This window comes from Brevundimonas sp. NPDC055311 (assembly GCF_053645695.1).
In genome coordinates, this window is record NZ_JBSHMV010000002.1 from 243,545 (window position 1) to 256,473 (window position 12,929).

8 protein-coding genes are annotated in these 12,929 nt (G+C 68.1%); 6 read left to right on the plus strand and 2 right to left on the minus strand.

The window, feature by feature from the left end:
* The first annotated feature begins 3 nt into the window (after positions 1 to 3).
* The gene (locus tag ACWIDZ_RS07035) at positions 4 to 1,563 is read left to right on the plus strand and encodes a response regulator (protein ID WP_453988139.1); all 1,560 of its coding nucleotides are present in this window, start codon (positions 4 to 6) and stop codon (positions 1,561 to 1,563) included.
* Positions 1,564 to 1,617: 54 nt separating this feature from the next.
* Positions 1,618 to 3,354 (plus strand): AmpG family muropeptide MFS transporter, encoded by a 1,737-nt coding sequence (locus ACWIDZ_RS07040; protein ID WP_453988138.1) that lies wholly within the window; start codon positions 1,618 to 1,620, stop codon positions 3,352 to 3,354.
* A 56-nt stretch (positions 3,355 to 3,410) separates the two neighbouring features.
* Here ACWIDZ_RS07040 and ACWIDZ_RS07045 read toward each other — a convergent pair whose 3' ends face one another.
* Both ACWIDZ_RS07045 and dapF read right to left on the minus strand, forming a co-directional pair.
* Complete coding sequence (locus ACWIDZ_RS07045; protein WP_312219667.1) at positions 3,411 to 5,690, minus strand: NADP-dependent malic enzyme; 2,280 nt, start codon at positions 5,688 to 5,690, stop codon at positions 3,411 to 3,413.
* Positions 5,691 to 5,790: 100 nt separating this feature from the next.
* A complete protein-coding gene (gene dapF, locus ACWIDZ_RS07050; protein ID WP_453988137.1) occupies positions 5,791 to 6,693 on the minus strand; it encodes a diaminopimelate epimerase in 903 nt (300 codons plus the stop codon).
* Positions 6,694 to 6,742: 49 nt separating this feature from the next.
* Here dapF and ACWIDZ_RS07055 point away from each other — a divergent pair, with 49 nt between their 5' ends.
* From ACWIDZ_RS07055 to ACWIDZ_RS07070, 4 genes are all read left to right on the plus strand, one after another.
* Complete coding sequence (locus tag ACWIDZ_RS07055) at positions 6,743 to 7,546, plus strand: potassium channel family protein (protein ID WP_312219663.1); 804 nt, start codon at positions 6,743 to 6,745, stop codon at positions 7,544 to 7,546.
* A gap of 110 nt (positions 7,547 to 7,656) precedes the next feature.
* Entirely contained in the window at positions 7,657 to 9,828 is a 2,172-nt protein-coding gene (locus ACWIDZ_RS07060; RefSeq protein ID WP_453988136.1) for a prolyl oligopeptidase family serine peptidase, read from the plus strand.
* Between the two features lie 19 nt (positions 9,829 to 9,847).
* The gene (locus ACWIDZ_RS07065; protein WP_453988135.1) at positions 9,848 to 12,052 is read left to right on the plus strand and encodes a prolyl oligopeptidase family serine peptidase; all 2,205 of its coding nucleotides are present in this window, start codon (positions 9,848 to 9,850) and stop codon (positions 12,050 to 12,052) included.
* A gap of 79 nt (positions 12,053 to 12,131) precedes the next feature.
* The gene (locus tag ACWIDZ_RS07070) at positions 12,132 to 12,884 is read left to right on the plus strand and encodes a DUF1223 domain-containing protein (RefSeq protein ID WP_346519309.1); all 753 of its coding nucleotides are present in this window, start codon (positions 12,132 to 12,134) and stop codon (positions 12,882 to 12,884) included.
* Positions 12,885 to 12,929 lie beyond the last annotated feature (45 nt).

Here is a 12,929-nt window from a genome sequence, read left to right on the forward strand (position 1 = left end):
GCTATGGGACAGACGCGCCGCAGACCTTCGTCGCAGACCGAACTCTTCCCGGCCGCGCCCGCCGCCGCCGTGGATGGAAGCTCGCCCGAACAGCAGTTCCTGCGGCTGATGAGTCACGAGATGCGCACGCCCCTGAACGGGGTGATCGGCATGTTGGGCCTGCTGTCGCGAACGCGTCTGGATGGGGCGCAGCGCGCCTATGCCGAGGCGGCGCAGAAGTCGGCGGAGCATCTGCTGGGCCTGGTCAATGATCTGCTGGATTACGCCCGGCTCGAAGCCGAGACGCTGGAGTTCGACCCGGCCCCTGTCGACCTGGAGGGATTGGTGCGGGGCGTGGCCGAACTGCTGAGCCCGCGCGCCCACGACAAGGGATTGGAGATCGTCTGGTCGGTGGCGGCCGAGGCTCCGGACGTCATCGCCGACGAGGGCCGTCTGCGCCAGATCCTGTTCAACCTGGCAGGAAACGCCGTGAAATTCACCGACCGGGGCGGGGTCCGCCTGGCGGTCGAGCTCATCGGCGAACGCCTTGGATCGCGCACGCGTCTGGCCTTCATCGTCGACGACACCGGCCCCGGCGTGCCGGAGGAAGCGCGGGGGCGCATCTTCGAGGAGTTCGGCCACGCCGACGCCTCCGACGCCGCCCGGTTCGACGGCGCCGGACTGGGCCTGGCGGTCGTGCGGCGGCTGGCGCGCGCCATGGGCGGAACCGCGGTGGTCGAGGATCGCCCGGACGGCGCCGGCGCCCGCTTCCGTTTCGAGGCCGAGTTTCCCGTGGCGGACGAGGTTGAAGCGCGTGCGCGGCCCCTGGCGGGGCTGGCCGTGGCCATCCGCACGCCGGATCCCTTCGTGCGCCGTGCGGCCGCCGATCAGATCGAGGCCTCGGGCGGCCGGGTCGCGCGCCAGGCCGGGGTGACTCTCATCGATCATGCGGGCGCCGAAGACGGGGCGCTGGCGGTCCGGCCCAGCCAGGGCCAGGCCATCATCCTGCTGCGCCCGTCCGAACGGGATCTGATCAGCCGCTATCGGGCGGCGGGCTTCTGCGGCTATCTGATCAAGCCGATGCGCCGGGCGTCCCTGGCTGAGCGCGCCCTGGCGGCGGCCGCGCCGCGCCGGGGCCTGCCCGCGCCGCCGGTCCGGCCGGGCGACGACGACCGGGTGGCCCATGTGGCCTTCAAGGGCGTGCGCGTCCTGTTGGTCGAGGACAATCCGGTCGGCGCCCTTCTGGCGAGGACGCTGCTGCGGCGCGAGGGTTGCGTGGTCCAGACCGCCGCCGACGGCCAGGAGGCGCTAGACGCCCTGAAGGCGGCGCGCTTTGACCTGGTTTTCATGGACATGCGGATGCCGCGCCTAGACGGGCCGAGCGCGGCGCGCGCGCTGCGGGCGCGCGGGGACCAGACGCCGATCATCGCCCTGACCGCCAACGCCTTCGCGGAGGACCGCGCGGCCTGCCTCGAGGCCGGGATGGACGATCACCTGGCCAAGCCGCTGGAGGCGGACGCCCTGCGCGTCGCCCTAGCGCGCTGGACGAACGCCGCCAACCGCGCCAAGGTCGCGGCGTCCTAACCGCCAGTAGTCCGTCGTCCGTAACGCCCGGCGGCGCCTCCGCCGGAGCCATGCATGACTGATTCCAAGACGCCCGCTTCGGCCGCCCGAGGCCTGGGGGGGCTCGCCGTCTATGGCGAACGGCGGCCGATGGCCATGCTGCTGCTGGGGTTTGCGGCGGGTCTGCCCAATCTGCTGATCTATGACACCCTGTCGGCCTGGTTGCGCGACGCGGGCGTGACGCTGGAGATGATCGGCTTCTTCGCCCTGGCCACCCTGACCTATGCGTTGAAGTTCGTCTGGGCGCCCCTGTTGGACCGCACCAATATTCCGGGCCTGACGCGCTGGCTGGGACACCGGCGCTCGTGGATGCTGGCGACGCAGGTCGTCATCATCGCCGGCCTGTGGCTGATCTCGGGCTCCAATCCGCAGACGTCCCTCGGCGCCGTGGCGGCCTTCGCGGTTATGGTGGGCTTTTTCGGCGCCACCCAGGACATCGCCATCGACGCCTGGCGCATCGAGGCCGTCGACGACAGCCGCCAGGGCGCCATGGCGGCCGCCTATCAGCTGGGCTACCGGGTCGCTCAGATCGTCGCGGGCTTCGTGCCCCTGGCCTTGGCGCAGTTCTACAACTGGAACCTGTCCTACGCGATCATGGCCGCCCTGATGGGCGTCGGCGTGATGGGCGTTCTGCTCGCCCCGCGCGAGAAGCAGCACGTCGTGCGCGCCATTCCGGTATCCGACATTCCCTCGCGACCCGTGGCGGAGAAGGCCGAATGGGTCCTGCGCCTCGGCCTCATCTTTGTCTCGGCGGTTCTGATCGGGACCGGCCTGACCGACAAGATCGACGCCTTCGCCTGGGCTTTCGGCGCCATCCTGCCCCAGGAGATCCTGGGCGCTCTGACAGCGGGTCTTGTCGAGAGCGGCGGCGTCGGCGTGCTGATCCAGTTCGGCTGGATCGTCCTGGGCTTCGGCCTGCTGTTCTTCGCCTGCGCGCCGGTGCCGGGCTGGCGTACGCGCCCGGGCGCCTATCTAGCAGGCTCGTTCGGCGCGCCGTTGAAGGACTTCTTCGTGCGTTTCGGCCGGCTCGCCGGCCCGATCCTGGCGCTGATCTGCCTCTATCGTCTGGCGGACTTCGTGCTGAACATCATGAACCCCTTCTACATCGACCTGGGGTTCAGCCTGATCGAGATCGGCGAGGTGCGGAAGCTGTTCGGCGTGATCGCCATGTCGCTGGGCGTCTTCATCGGCGGCTGGTCGGTCGCCCGTTTCGGCTTGATCCGCACCATGGTGGTCGGCGCCTTCATGAGCCCGGTGTCGAACCTGGTCTTCGCCTGGCTGGCCACCCAGGGCCATGATCTGACCGCCCTCTTCGTCGCCATCGGGGTGGACAACCTGGCCACAGGATACGCCGGCACGGCCTTGATCGCCTATATGTCCAGTCTGACGTCGATCGGTTTCACGGCGACCCAGTACGCCCTGTTCAGTTCGCTGTACGCCCTGCCGGGCAAGCTCATCGCGTCCCAGTCCGGCAAGATCGTGGAGGCGTCCGCGCGAGCGGCGGACGCAGGAGGGCCGCTGGGCGCGCTGAAAGGACTGTTCCACGCCCTGCCGCCGGAATCTCTTGTCGTCGGGGCCGCCAAGAGCGGGGTCACGCCCGCTGGACTGGGGGCGGGCTATGTCACCTTCTTCCTCTATTCGACAGTGATCGGCGTGTTCGCCATTATTCTGGCCTTCTACGTCGCGCCGCGTCATGCGCGCCTGATCGCCGAGCAGAAGAAGGCGGCGGCCTCGGAAGACGCTCTGTCCTGAAACGCAAAGAGGCGGCCCGAAGGCCGCCTCTCGACGTTGTTGCGATGGGCCGGCGGTCAGTCCTCGACCTCGACCCCTTCGGCGTAGGCGGCGAAGGTGGCCGCCGTCATGATCTCGCTGACCGAGGCGCCCAGGGGCACGATCTGGACCGATTTCTCCAGACCCACCAGCAGCGGACCGATCACCGTGGCGCCGCCCAGAGCCTGGACCAGTCGGGTCGAGATGGCGGCGGAGTGGATGGCCGGCATGACCAGGACGTTGGCGTCGCCGGTCAGGCGCATGAAGGGGTAGTTGGCGCGAGCGTCGGAGTTGAGCGCCAGGGCCGGCGGCATCTCGCCTTCATATTCGAAATCGAGATCCATGCCGTCGAGGATGCGGATGGCTTCGCGCACCTTCTCGCCGCGGTTGCCCGGCGGATCGCCGAAGGTCGAATAGCTGAGGAAGGCGACGCGCGGCTTGCGGCCCAGGGTCTTGACCGTGGCGGCGGCCTTGACCGCGATCTCGGCCAGTTCGGCCGCGTCGGGCAGTTCGTGGATCGAGGTGTCGGCCACGAACAGGGTGCGCCCCTTGGCCAGCAGGATCGACAGACCGATCATGCGGTCCGTGACGTCGAGGACGCGGCGGACTTCCTTCAGGGCCATGTTGAAGTTGCGGGTCACGCCGGTGACCATGCAGTCCGCCTCGCCGCGCGCGACCATGGCGGCGGCGAAATAGTTGCGGTCCTGATTGATCATGCGCTGGACGTCGCGACGCAGATAGCCGCGACGCTGCAGGCGGGCGTAGAGCCAGTCGACGTATTCGGCGTTTCGGTCCGACACGCGGGCGTTCATGATCTGAATGCCCAGCTCATCGAAGCTCAGGCCGGCCTCGGCGGCGTTCTGGCGGATCAGCTCCTCGCGGCCGACCAGGATGGGCGTGCCGAGATCGGCCTGCTTGAAGGCCCAGGCGGCGCGGATGACCGACTGCTCCTCGCCCTCGGCGAAGACGACGCGCTGTTTCGGACCCGAGCGCACGCTGGCCTGGATCTTCTGCATCAGGGCGGCCGACGGATCGACCCGCTGGCGCAGGCTGATGCGATAGGCGTCCATGTCCTCGATCGGCTTGCGCGCCACGCCGGTCTCCATCGCCGTCTGGGCGATGAAGGGCGGGATGTACCAGATCAGGCGCGGGTCGAACGGGGTCGGAATGATGTATTCCGGGCCGAATTTCAGCTTGCGGCCGCGATAGGCGGCGGCGACCTCGTCCGGCACGTCCTCGCGGGCCAGCGCCGCCAGGGCGTGGGCGCAGGCGATCTTCATCTCGTGATTGATCTGGCGTGCGCGCACGTCCAGCGCGCCCCGGAACAGATAGGGGAAGGCCAGGACGTTGTTGATCTGGTTCACATAGTCCGAGCGGCCCGTCGCCATGATGGCGTCCGAACGCACCGACTTGACGTCTTCCGGGGTGATCTCCGGGTCGGGGTTGGCCATGGCGAAGATGATCGGATTGGGCGCCATGGAGGCGACCATCTCCTTGGTGATCGCGCCCTTGGCCGACAGGCCCAGCACGACGTCGGCGCCGACCATGGCCTCGGCCAGGGTGCGCAGGGGCGTGTCGGTGGCGTGCGCGGCCTGCCATTGGGAGACGTTGTCGCGGCCCTTGTAGATGACGCCCTGGCGATCGCAGATGACCGTGTTCTCGGCCTTGACGCCGGCGGCCTTCATCAGGGCGATGGACGACAGGCCCGCCGCCCCGGCGCCCGACAGGACGACCTTGAGGTCTTCCAGCTTCTTGCCGACGATGTGGGCCGCGTTGATCAGGCCGGCGGTCGAGATGATGGCCGTGCCGTGCTGGTCGTCATGGAAGACGGGAATGTCCAGCAGGTCCTGCAGCTGGGCTTCGATCTCGAAGCATTCAGGGGACTTGATGTCCTCCAGATTGATGCCGCCCCAGGTGTCGCCGATGTTCTTGACCACGGTGACGAACTCGTCCGGGTCGATGGTCTTCACCTCGACGTCGAAGCTGTCGACGTCGGCGAAGCGCTTGAACAGGACCGACTTGCCTTCCATCACTGGCTTGGAGGCCATGTGACCCAGGTGACCCAGGCCCAGGATGGCGGTGCCGTTCGAGATGACGGCGACCATGTTCCCCTTGGAGGTGTAGTCGTAGGCCTTGTCCGGGTCCTCCGCGATGGCCAGGACCGGCACGGCCACGCCCGGCGAATAGGCCAGCGACAGGTCGCGCTGGGTCGCCATCGGCTTGGTCGGGGCCATGGAGATCTTGCCCGGCGTCGGATCGCTGTGGAACTCCAGAGCGTCGTCGTCGGAGAAGGTCTGTTTATCGGTCAATTCGGGCATTTCGATCTCGGGAAGAGGCAGGCGCATTTCGTTCCTAGATCGTGGGACCTTCGCCGACAACCGCTGACGCCGGGTCAAGGGCGATTGCGTGGTTTCTCCGTCACGCCACGGGCAGGAATCCGGTTCCTTCGATCTCGACAGGGCCGGTCATGAAGACGTGGTTCGACGCTTCGTCCCAGTTGATGGTCAGTTCGCCGCCGTCGACGATCACCGTCGCTCGGCGATCGGTCAGTCCGCGCCGCGCCGTGGCCACCAGGGCGGCGCAGGCGCCGGTGCCGCACGCCAGGGTCAGGCCCGCCCCGCGCTCCCACACCCGCAACCGGATGCGGTCGCGATCCAGGACGTCGGCGAAGCCGACGTTGACCCCCTCGGGGAACAGGGGGTGGCGTTCGACCAGGGAGCCGGAGCCGCGCACGAAGGCGTCGTCCTGCTGGTCGGTGAAGAAGACGACGTGGGGGTTGCCCATCGACACCGCGCCCGGCGTATGCAGCACGGGCGCGTCGATCGGTCCGACCTGAAGCTCGATCCCGCGCGTGTCCATTTCTTCGGCCAGCGGCACTTCGGACCAGTCGAGACGCGGCGCCCCCATATCGACCGTTACTTCATGGATGGCCGCGGTCGTCGACCCTTCGGGATCTCCCGACCCGGCGCGGCCTGGAAGAGAGGATGAGGCGCGACGCGCGATGGTGGGGCCGCCGAGGGTGTCGATGACCACCTCTTCCTTGTCGGTCGCCTCCAACATCAGCCAGCCGACGCAGCGCAGGGCGTTGCCGCAGGTCTCGACCATGGAGCCGTCAGCGTTCCATACCCGCATGAAGGCGTCGGCCGTCTCGGACGGCTCGATGCCGATCAACTGGTCGAAGCCGCCCAGGCCCGCCGCCGGATCGGCCAGGGCGCGCACCTGGTCTGCGGTCGGGTGAAAGGGCTCTTCGAAGGCCTGGACGACGATGAAGGCGTTTCCGGCGCCGTTCATGCGGATGTAGGGTCGGGCGGGCTGGCTCATGACGCCCTTCATATAGGATTTTTCGCCGGTTCATGTATCGCTGACGACGATGACGTCTGATCATAGCGAAACCGCCAAACCCGACGGGCTGCGGCTGAGGGCGCGCCTGCGCTACCTCTATCACGGCGCCCAGCCGGCGGCGGTGAAGTTCCGCCTGATGGTGATCATCGTCGACCTGATCATCATCGGCTTCTTCCTGGCCGCGCCGATCCTGAAGGAGGCGGGCTGGGTCTTCTATGTCGCCGACTACTTCATCGCCGCCATTCTGGGCCTGGACCTGGCGGCGCGGGCCTATGCCTATTCCGACATCCGCGACTGGCTGAAGAAGCCCATCGTCTGGGTCGACCTGTTCGTGCTGGCGACCCTGCTGTTCCCGGCCTGGCTGGCGAATTTCGGCTTCCTGCGGCTGCTGCGGTTCTGGAGCCTGCTGAACAGCGACCTGTTCTGGCGCACCATCGGCCGCCGGTTCGACGACACCCGCGTCGAGGAGATCACCCGCGCCCTGGCCGCCCTGGTCACCTTCGTCTTTGTGACGACCGGCTTCGTCTACGCCTATTTCCGGGGCAAGGCCGAGCACATCAACGGCTATCTGGACGCCCTGTACTTCACCGTCGCCACCCTGACGACGACGGGCTTCGGGGACATCACCCTGCCGGGCAACTGGGGGCGGGTCATCTCCATCGTCGTCATGCTGGTGGGCATCACCCTTTTCATCCGTCTGGCCCAGACGCTGATCCGGCCGCACAAGGTGAAGTTCCCCTGCCCCACCTGCGGGCTGCAGAAGCACGATCCCGACGCCGTGCACTGCAAGGCCTGCGGTCAGATCCTGTGCATCCCGGACGACGGCGATTGAGCCGCAGCCTGCGGCGAAAGATTACAAGCCCGTAAGATTACAGGCGCTTGCCCCTCGCCGCCGCCCTCGCCAAGGTGCCGCGCGAAACATTCGTCCGTTGGGGGACATCCATGATCATCCGCTCGGTGGCGTCCGTCGCCGCCCTTCTTCTCGCCGCCGGAGCCGTACCCGTCGCCATGGCCCAGACCACCGTTTCCACAAGCGCCGCCTCGACGGCTCCAGGCTTCGCGACCAGCGATGCGACCGACCCCTATCTGTGGCTGGAGGAGGTCGAGGGCGACCGCGCCATGGAATGGGTCAAGGCGCACAACGAGACCTCCCTGGGGACGCTGCAGGGCGACCCACGCTATGAGACCCTCCATCAACAGGCGCTGGACCTGGTGCAGTCGCGCGACCGCATCCCCTCGCCCGGTTTCACTCACGACGGCCACGTCGACAACTTCTGGCAGGACGCCGACCATGTGCGCGGCATCTGGCGGCGCACGACGCTGGCGTCCTATCGCACCGATGCGCCGCAGTGGGAGACGATCCTGGACATCGACGCCCTGTCGGCGGCCGAGGGCGCCAACTGGGTCTACAAGGGCGCGACCTGCCTGGCGCCGGAGGAGCGCTACTGCCTGATCTCCCTGTCGAACGGCGGCAAGGATGCGGTGACGATCCGCGAGTTCGACAGCGTCACGAAAACCTTCGTCGAAGGCGGGATTTCGCTGCCAGAATCCAAGGGCGGCGCCAGCTGGATCGACAAGGATACGCTGCTGATCTCGCGCGATTTCGGCGAAGGGTCGCTGACGGACTCTGGCTATCCGCGCACCGTGCGTCTGATGAAGCGCGGCCAGAGCGTCGATCAAGCGGTCGAGGTCTTCGCCGGTCAACAGACCGACGTCTCGGTTTCGGGCTACACCCTGCGCGATGCGGACGGCGCGGTTCAGGCAGTGCTGCTGAACCGGGGGATCAACTTCTACGAAAGCGAGACCTGGCGCTTGAACGCCGACGGCTCGACCACCAAGCTGGAGCTGCCGCTTAAGTCCAACATCAACGCCCTTGTCGCCGGCCAGCTGGTGGTGACGACGGATCAGGACTGGACCGCGCCCTCGGGTCAGGAATTCAGGACCGGCGACGTCATCGCCTGGAACCTGCAGGCTTGGCTGGCTGATCCGAAGACCCCCGCCCGTCTGGTGATCCGCCCCGGCGAGCGCGAGGCGATCGAGGGGCTCAACGCCACCCGCAACAAGCTGGTCGTGGCCCTTTACGAGAACGTGCGCGGCTCGGTCTATGTCTATGACCCGGCCGACTGGAGCCGCACGCGCCTGGACCTGCCGCAGAACGTCTCGGTCGGCGTCGGCTCGGCGTCGGAGCGCGACGATCAGGTTTTCGTCAGCGTCACCGGCTATCTGAATCCGTCCAGCCTCTATCTGGCCGATGCGGCGACCGGCGCGGTCGCCCTGACCAAGGCCCTGCCGGACAAGTTCGACGCCAGCGGCATGCGCGTCGATCAGTTCGAGGCGCGCAGCGCCGACGGGACGATGATCCCCTATTTCGTCGTCCACAAGGACGCCATGGCGATGGACGGCTCGAACCCGACGCTGCTGTACGGCTACGGCGGCTTCCAGTCGTCGCTGCTGCCCGGCTATTCGCCGACGGTGGGCAAGCTGTGGCTGGAGCGGGGCGGGGTCTATGTCATCGCCAACACCCGCGGCGGCGGCGAGTTCGGACCGAAGTGGCACCAGGCGGCCCAGCAGGAGAACCGCCAGCGCGCGCATGAAGACTTCCAGGCCGTGGCCCAGGACCTGATCACGCGCGGGATCACCTCGCAGCCGCACCTGGGGATCATGGGCGGCTCGCAGGGCGGACTGTTCATGGGCGCCATGCTGACCCAGCGCCCGGACCTGATCAACGCGGCGGTCATCCAGGTGCCGCTGTTCGACATGCTGCGCTTCCACAAGCTGCTGGCCGGCGCGTCCTGGATGGGCGAATACGGCGACCCGGACATCCCCGAACAGCGCGCCTGGATCGAGCAGTATTCACCCTATCAGCGTCTGGCGGCGGGCCAGCCCTACCCCGAGGTCTTCATCCACACCTCGACCAAGGACGACCGCGTCCACCCCGGCCACGCTCGCAAGGCGGCGGCGCGGATGGAGGAACTGGGCTATCCGGTGCTCTTCTATGAAAACACCGACGGCGGCCACGCGGCCGGCGCCAATCTGCGCGAGACGGCCCGCCGCATCGCGCTGGAATACACCTATCTGACCCGGCGGCTGATGGATCAGCCGGCGCAGCCCTGATCGCATGGAGCCTGAGAGCATGATGAAGTCCCTGTTCTTGTCCGTCGCCCTGCCCGCCCTGGTGCTGGCCGCCGCGCCCGCCCTGGCCGAGGGGGCGGCGGCCGACCCGGTCGCCGCGTCCGCGACCACGCCGCCGCCGCACTTCCCGCGCGACCTGTCGCCCGAGGGGGTCAAGGCCGCCGACGACCATCTGGCGCTGGAAGAGGTGGACGGGGCCGAGGCGCGCGCCTTCGTCGCCGCCGAGAATGAAAAGTCGCTGGCCGCCCTGACCGGCGACCGTCGCTATGAGCCGTTCCGCCAGCAGGCCGAGGCCATTCTGACGGCCACCGACCGCATCCCCGGCGTCAGCTTCCTGGGCGAAGGCCTGGGCAATTTCTGGCAGGACGCCGCCAATCCGAAGGGCGTCTGGCGTCGCACGACGCTGGACTCCTATCGCACCGCCCAGCCCCAGTGGGAGACGCTGCTGGACATCGACGCCCTGGCCAAGGCCGAGGGCAAGGACTGGGTGTTCAAGGGCGCTGACTGCCTGGCGCCGGACGAGACCCGCTGCCTGATCAATCTGTCGGACGGCGGCATGGACGCCGTGACGGTGCGCGAGTTCGACCTGACCACCAAGACCTTCGTGGACGGCGGCTTCGTCATCCCCGAGGGCAAGCACCGCATCAGCTGGCTGGATCGCGACACCCTGCTGATCGCCACCGACTTCGGTCCCGGCAGCCTGACGGAGTCGGGCTATCCCTACATCGTCAAATCCCTGACGCGCGGCCATCCGCTGGAGCACGCGACCGAGGTCTATCGCGGCCAGCAGGGCGACGGCGGCTACGGCGTCTCGCCCACGGTCTTCCGCGACAAGGCGGGCGCGGTCGAGGCCGTGCTGTTCAGCCGCCCGCTGGACACCTTCCGCTCGGAAATCTGGGCCCTGGGAGCCGACGGCAAGCCGTATAGGTTGAACCTGCCCGAGCGCGTGGGCGTCCAGGGCGTCCTGGGCGGGAAACTGGTCTTCTCGCTGGAACAGGCCTGGAGCTTCGACGGTCAGGACTACGCCGCCGGTTCGTTGGTCGCCCTGCCGCTGGGCGTGCTGGGCGACGTACGCCAGAGCATCCGCATCGACGCGAAGTCCGCGACCATCTTCGCGCCCGGCCCGCGTCAGTCGCTACAAAACGTCCGCGTGTTCGAAGACAGCATCGTCGCCGTGATCGCCGATAACGTCGTCGGCACGCTGAAGCGCTTCGCCCCGACCGCCGAGGGCTGGACTGCGACCGAACTCGCGGTGCCGGCCAACAGCGCCGTGGGTCTGGGCGACAGCTCCAAGGCCAAGGGTCAGGTCTTCGTTTCGACCCAGGGCTTCCTGACCCCGCCGACCCTCAGCCTGGCGGACGTCTCGACCGCCGCCCTGACCGAGCTGAAATCGGCCCCGGCCAAGTTCGACGCCTCGACCCATGTGGTCGAGCAGTTCGAGGCGACCTCGACCGACGGGACCAAGATCCCTTACTTCGTCACCCGGCCGAAGGACCTGGCGATGGACGGGACCGGCCCGACCATCCTGTTCGGCTACGGCGGCTTCCAGGCCAGCTTCCCACCTGCCTACAAGCATGAGATGGGCAAGCTGTGGCTCGAGAACGGCGGCGTCTTCGTCCAGGCCAACATCCGCGGCGGCGGCGAATTCGGTCCGCAGTGGCACCAGGCGGCCCTGCGCGAGAACCGCCAGCGCGCCTTCGACGACTTCGCCGCCGTGGCCCGTGACCTGGAGCAGCGCCGCATCACCAGCCCGCGCCATCTGGGCATCTACGGCCGCTCCAACGGCGGGGTGCTGACCTCGGTGTCCATCACCCAGCACCCGGAACTGTTCAACGCGGCGGTCATCGAGAGCCCCCTGATCGACATGCTGCGTTATCAGGAGTTGCCGGCGGGCGCATCGTGGATGGGCGAATACGGCGATCCGCGCATTCCGGGCGACGCCGAATTCATCGCCCGCTACTCGGCCTATCAGCAGCTGAGGCCCGAGGTGAAATACCCGCGCGTCTACATCACGACGAACACGCGCGACGATCGGGTCCACCCCGGCCACGCCCGCAAGTTCGCGGCGCGTCTGGGAGATCAGGGCCACGATCACCTCTATTTCGAGGACACGGCGGGCGGTCACTCCAATGACGCCGATCCGGTCGCCAACGCCCGCCGCTGGGCCCGCCACTACGTCTACCTCAGTCAGCAACTGATGGACTGAAGCAGCGCTCGTCGCGCCCGACGCGCCGCTCACGCATTTATGAGCGGCGTTATCGGGTCGAAGAGATAGGATCGCCGCCATGATGGCACGGGGCCTGTTCAGGTACGGGATGACGGCGGCGGCCGCAGGCTTGGGCTTGCTGGTCGCCGCCGCTGCGCCGTCGCGCGAGCGCGACGCTCCGGTCCAGCCGGTCGTGGTCGAACTGTTCACCGCCCAGGGCTGCGCCGGCTGTCCCGACGCCAACCGCACGGTCGAGACGGTGGCGGAGAATCCGGGCGTGATCGTCCTGACCTACGGCGTCGACTACTGGGACTATCTGGGCTGGTCCGACACCTTCGCCCGGCCCGAGTTCGCCGAGCGCCAGCGCGCCTATCGCCAGGCGTTGAAGCTGCGGAACGTCTCGACGCCTCAGGTGGTGATCGACGGGCGGCGTCATGTCTCCGGCGCCCGCCCGCCCGAGTTGAAGGCCGCCGTCGAGGCCGAGGCGCGTGACCGGGGCTGGCCGCCCGAGATCGAATTCCGCGAGACGGGCGATCGCGTCGGCGTGGGCTCGGGTCGTCCGCCGGAAGGCGGCGCCGAGGTCGTCGCCGTCGTCTATCAACCGGGGCAGCAGACGGTCGAGGTCAAGGGCGGCGACAACCGCGGCCGAGCCGTGACCCACGTCAATGTGGTGCGCGAGGTGCGCCGTCTGGGCGACTGGAACGGGCGACCGGTGCTGTTCCCCCTGCCTCAGGACACGGGGATCGATGAAGGGGTGGTGGTGCTGCTTCAGGCCAAGGACGACCGTCGCATCCTGTCGTCCGCAGCGCGCCCGGAACCGGGGCGCGATTGAACCGCTGACGGAAAAGGTCTAAAGGCCCGCCGCTCTTGATGGGCG

Excerpts from the sequence above, each read along its gene's own strand:
- ACWIDZ_RS07035 (WP_453988139.1), top strand. The coding sequence starts at position 4 with ATGGGACAGACGCGCCGCAGACCTTCGTCGCAGACCGAACTCTTCCCG.
- ACWIDZ_RS07040 (WP_453988138.1), top strand. The coding sequence starts at position 1,618 with ATGACTGATTCCAAGACGCCCGCTTCGGCCGCCCGAGGCCTGGGGGGG.
- ACWIDZ_RS07045 (WP_312219667.1), bottom strand. The coding sequence starts at position 5,690 with ATGCCCGAATTGACCGATAAACAGACCTTCTCCGACGACGACGCTCTG.
- dapF (WP_453988137.1), bottom strand. The coding sequence starts at position 6,693 with ATGAGCCAGCCCGCCCGACCCTACATCCGCATGAACGGCGCCGGAAAC.
- ACWIDZ_RS07055 (WP_312219663.1), top strand. The coding sequence starts at position 6,743 with ATGACGTCTGATCATAGCGAAACCGCCAAACCCGACGGGCTGCGGCTG.
- ACWIDZ_RS07060 (WP_453988136.1), top strand. The coding sequence starts at position 7,657 with ATGATCATCCGCTCGGTGGCGTCCGTCGCCGCCCTTCTTCTCGCCGCC.
- ACWIDZ_RS07065 (WP_453988135.1), top strand. The coding sequence starts at position 9,848 with ATGATGAAGTCCCTGTTCTTGTCCGTCGCCCTGCCCGCCCTGGTGCTG.
- ACWIDZ_RS07070 (WP_346519309.1), top strand. The coding sequence starts at position 12,132 with ATGATGGCACGGGGCCTGTTCAGGTACGGGATGACGGCGGCGGCCGCA.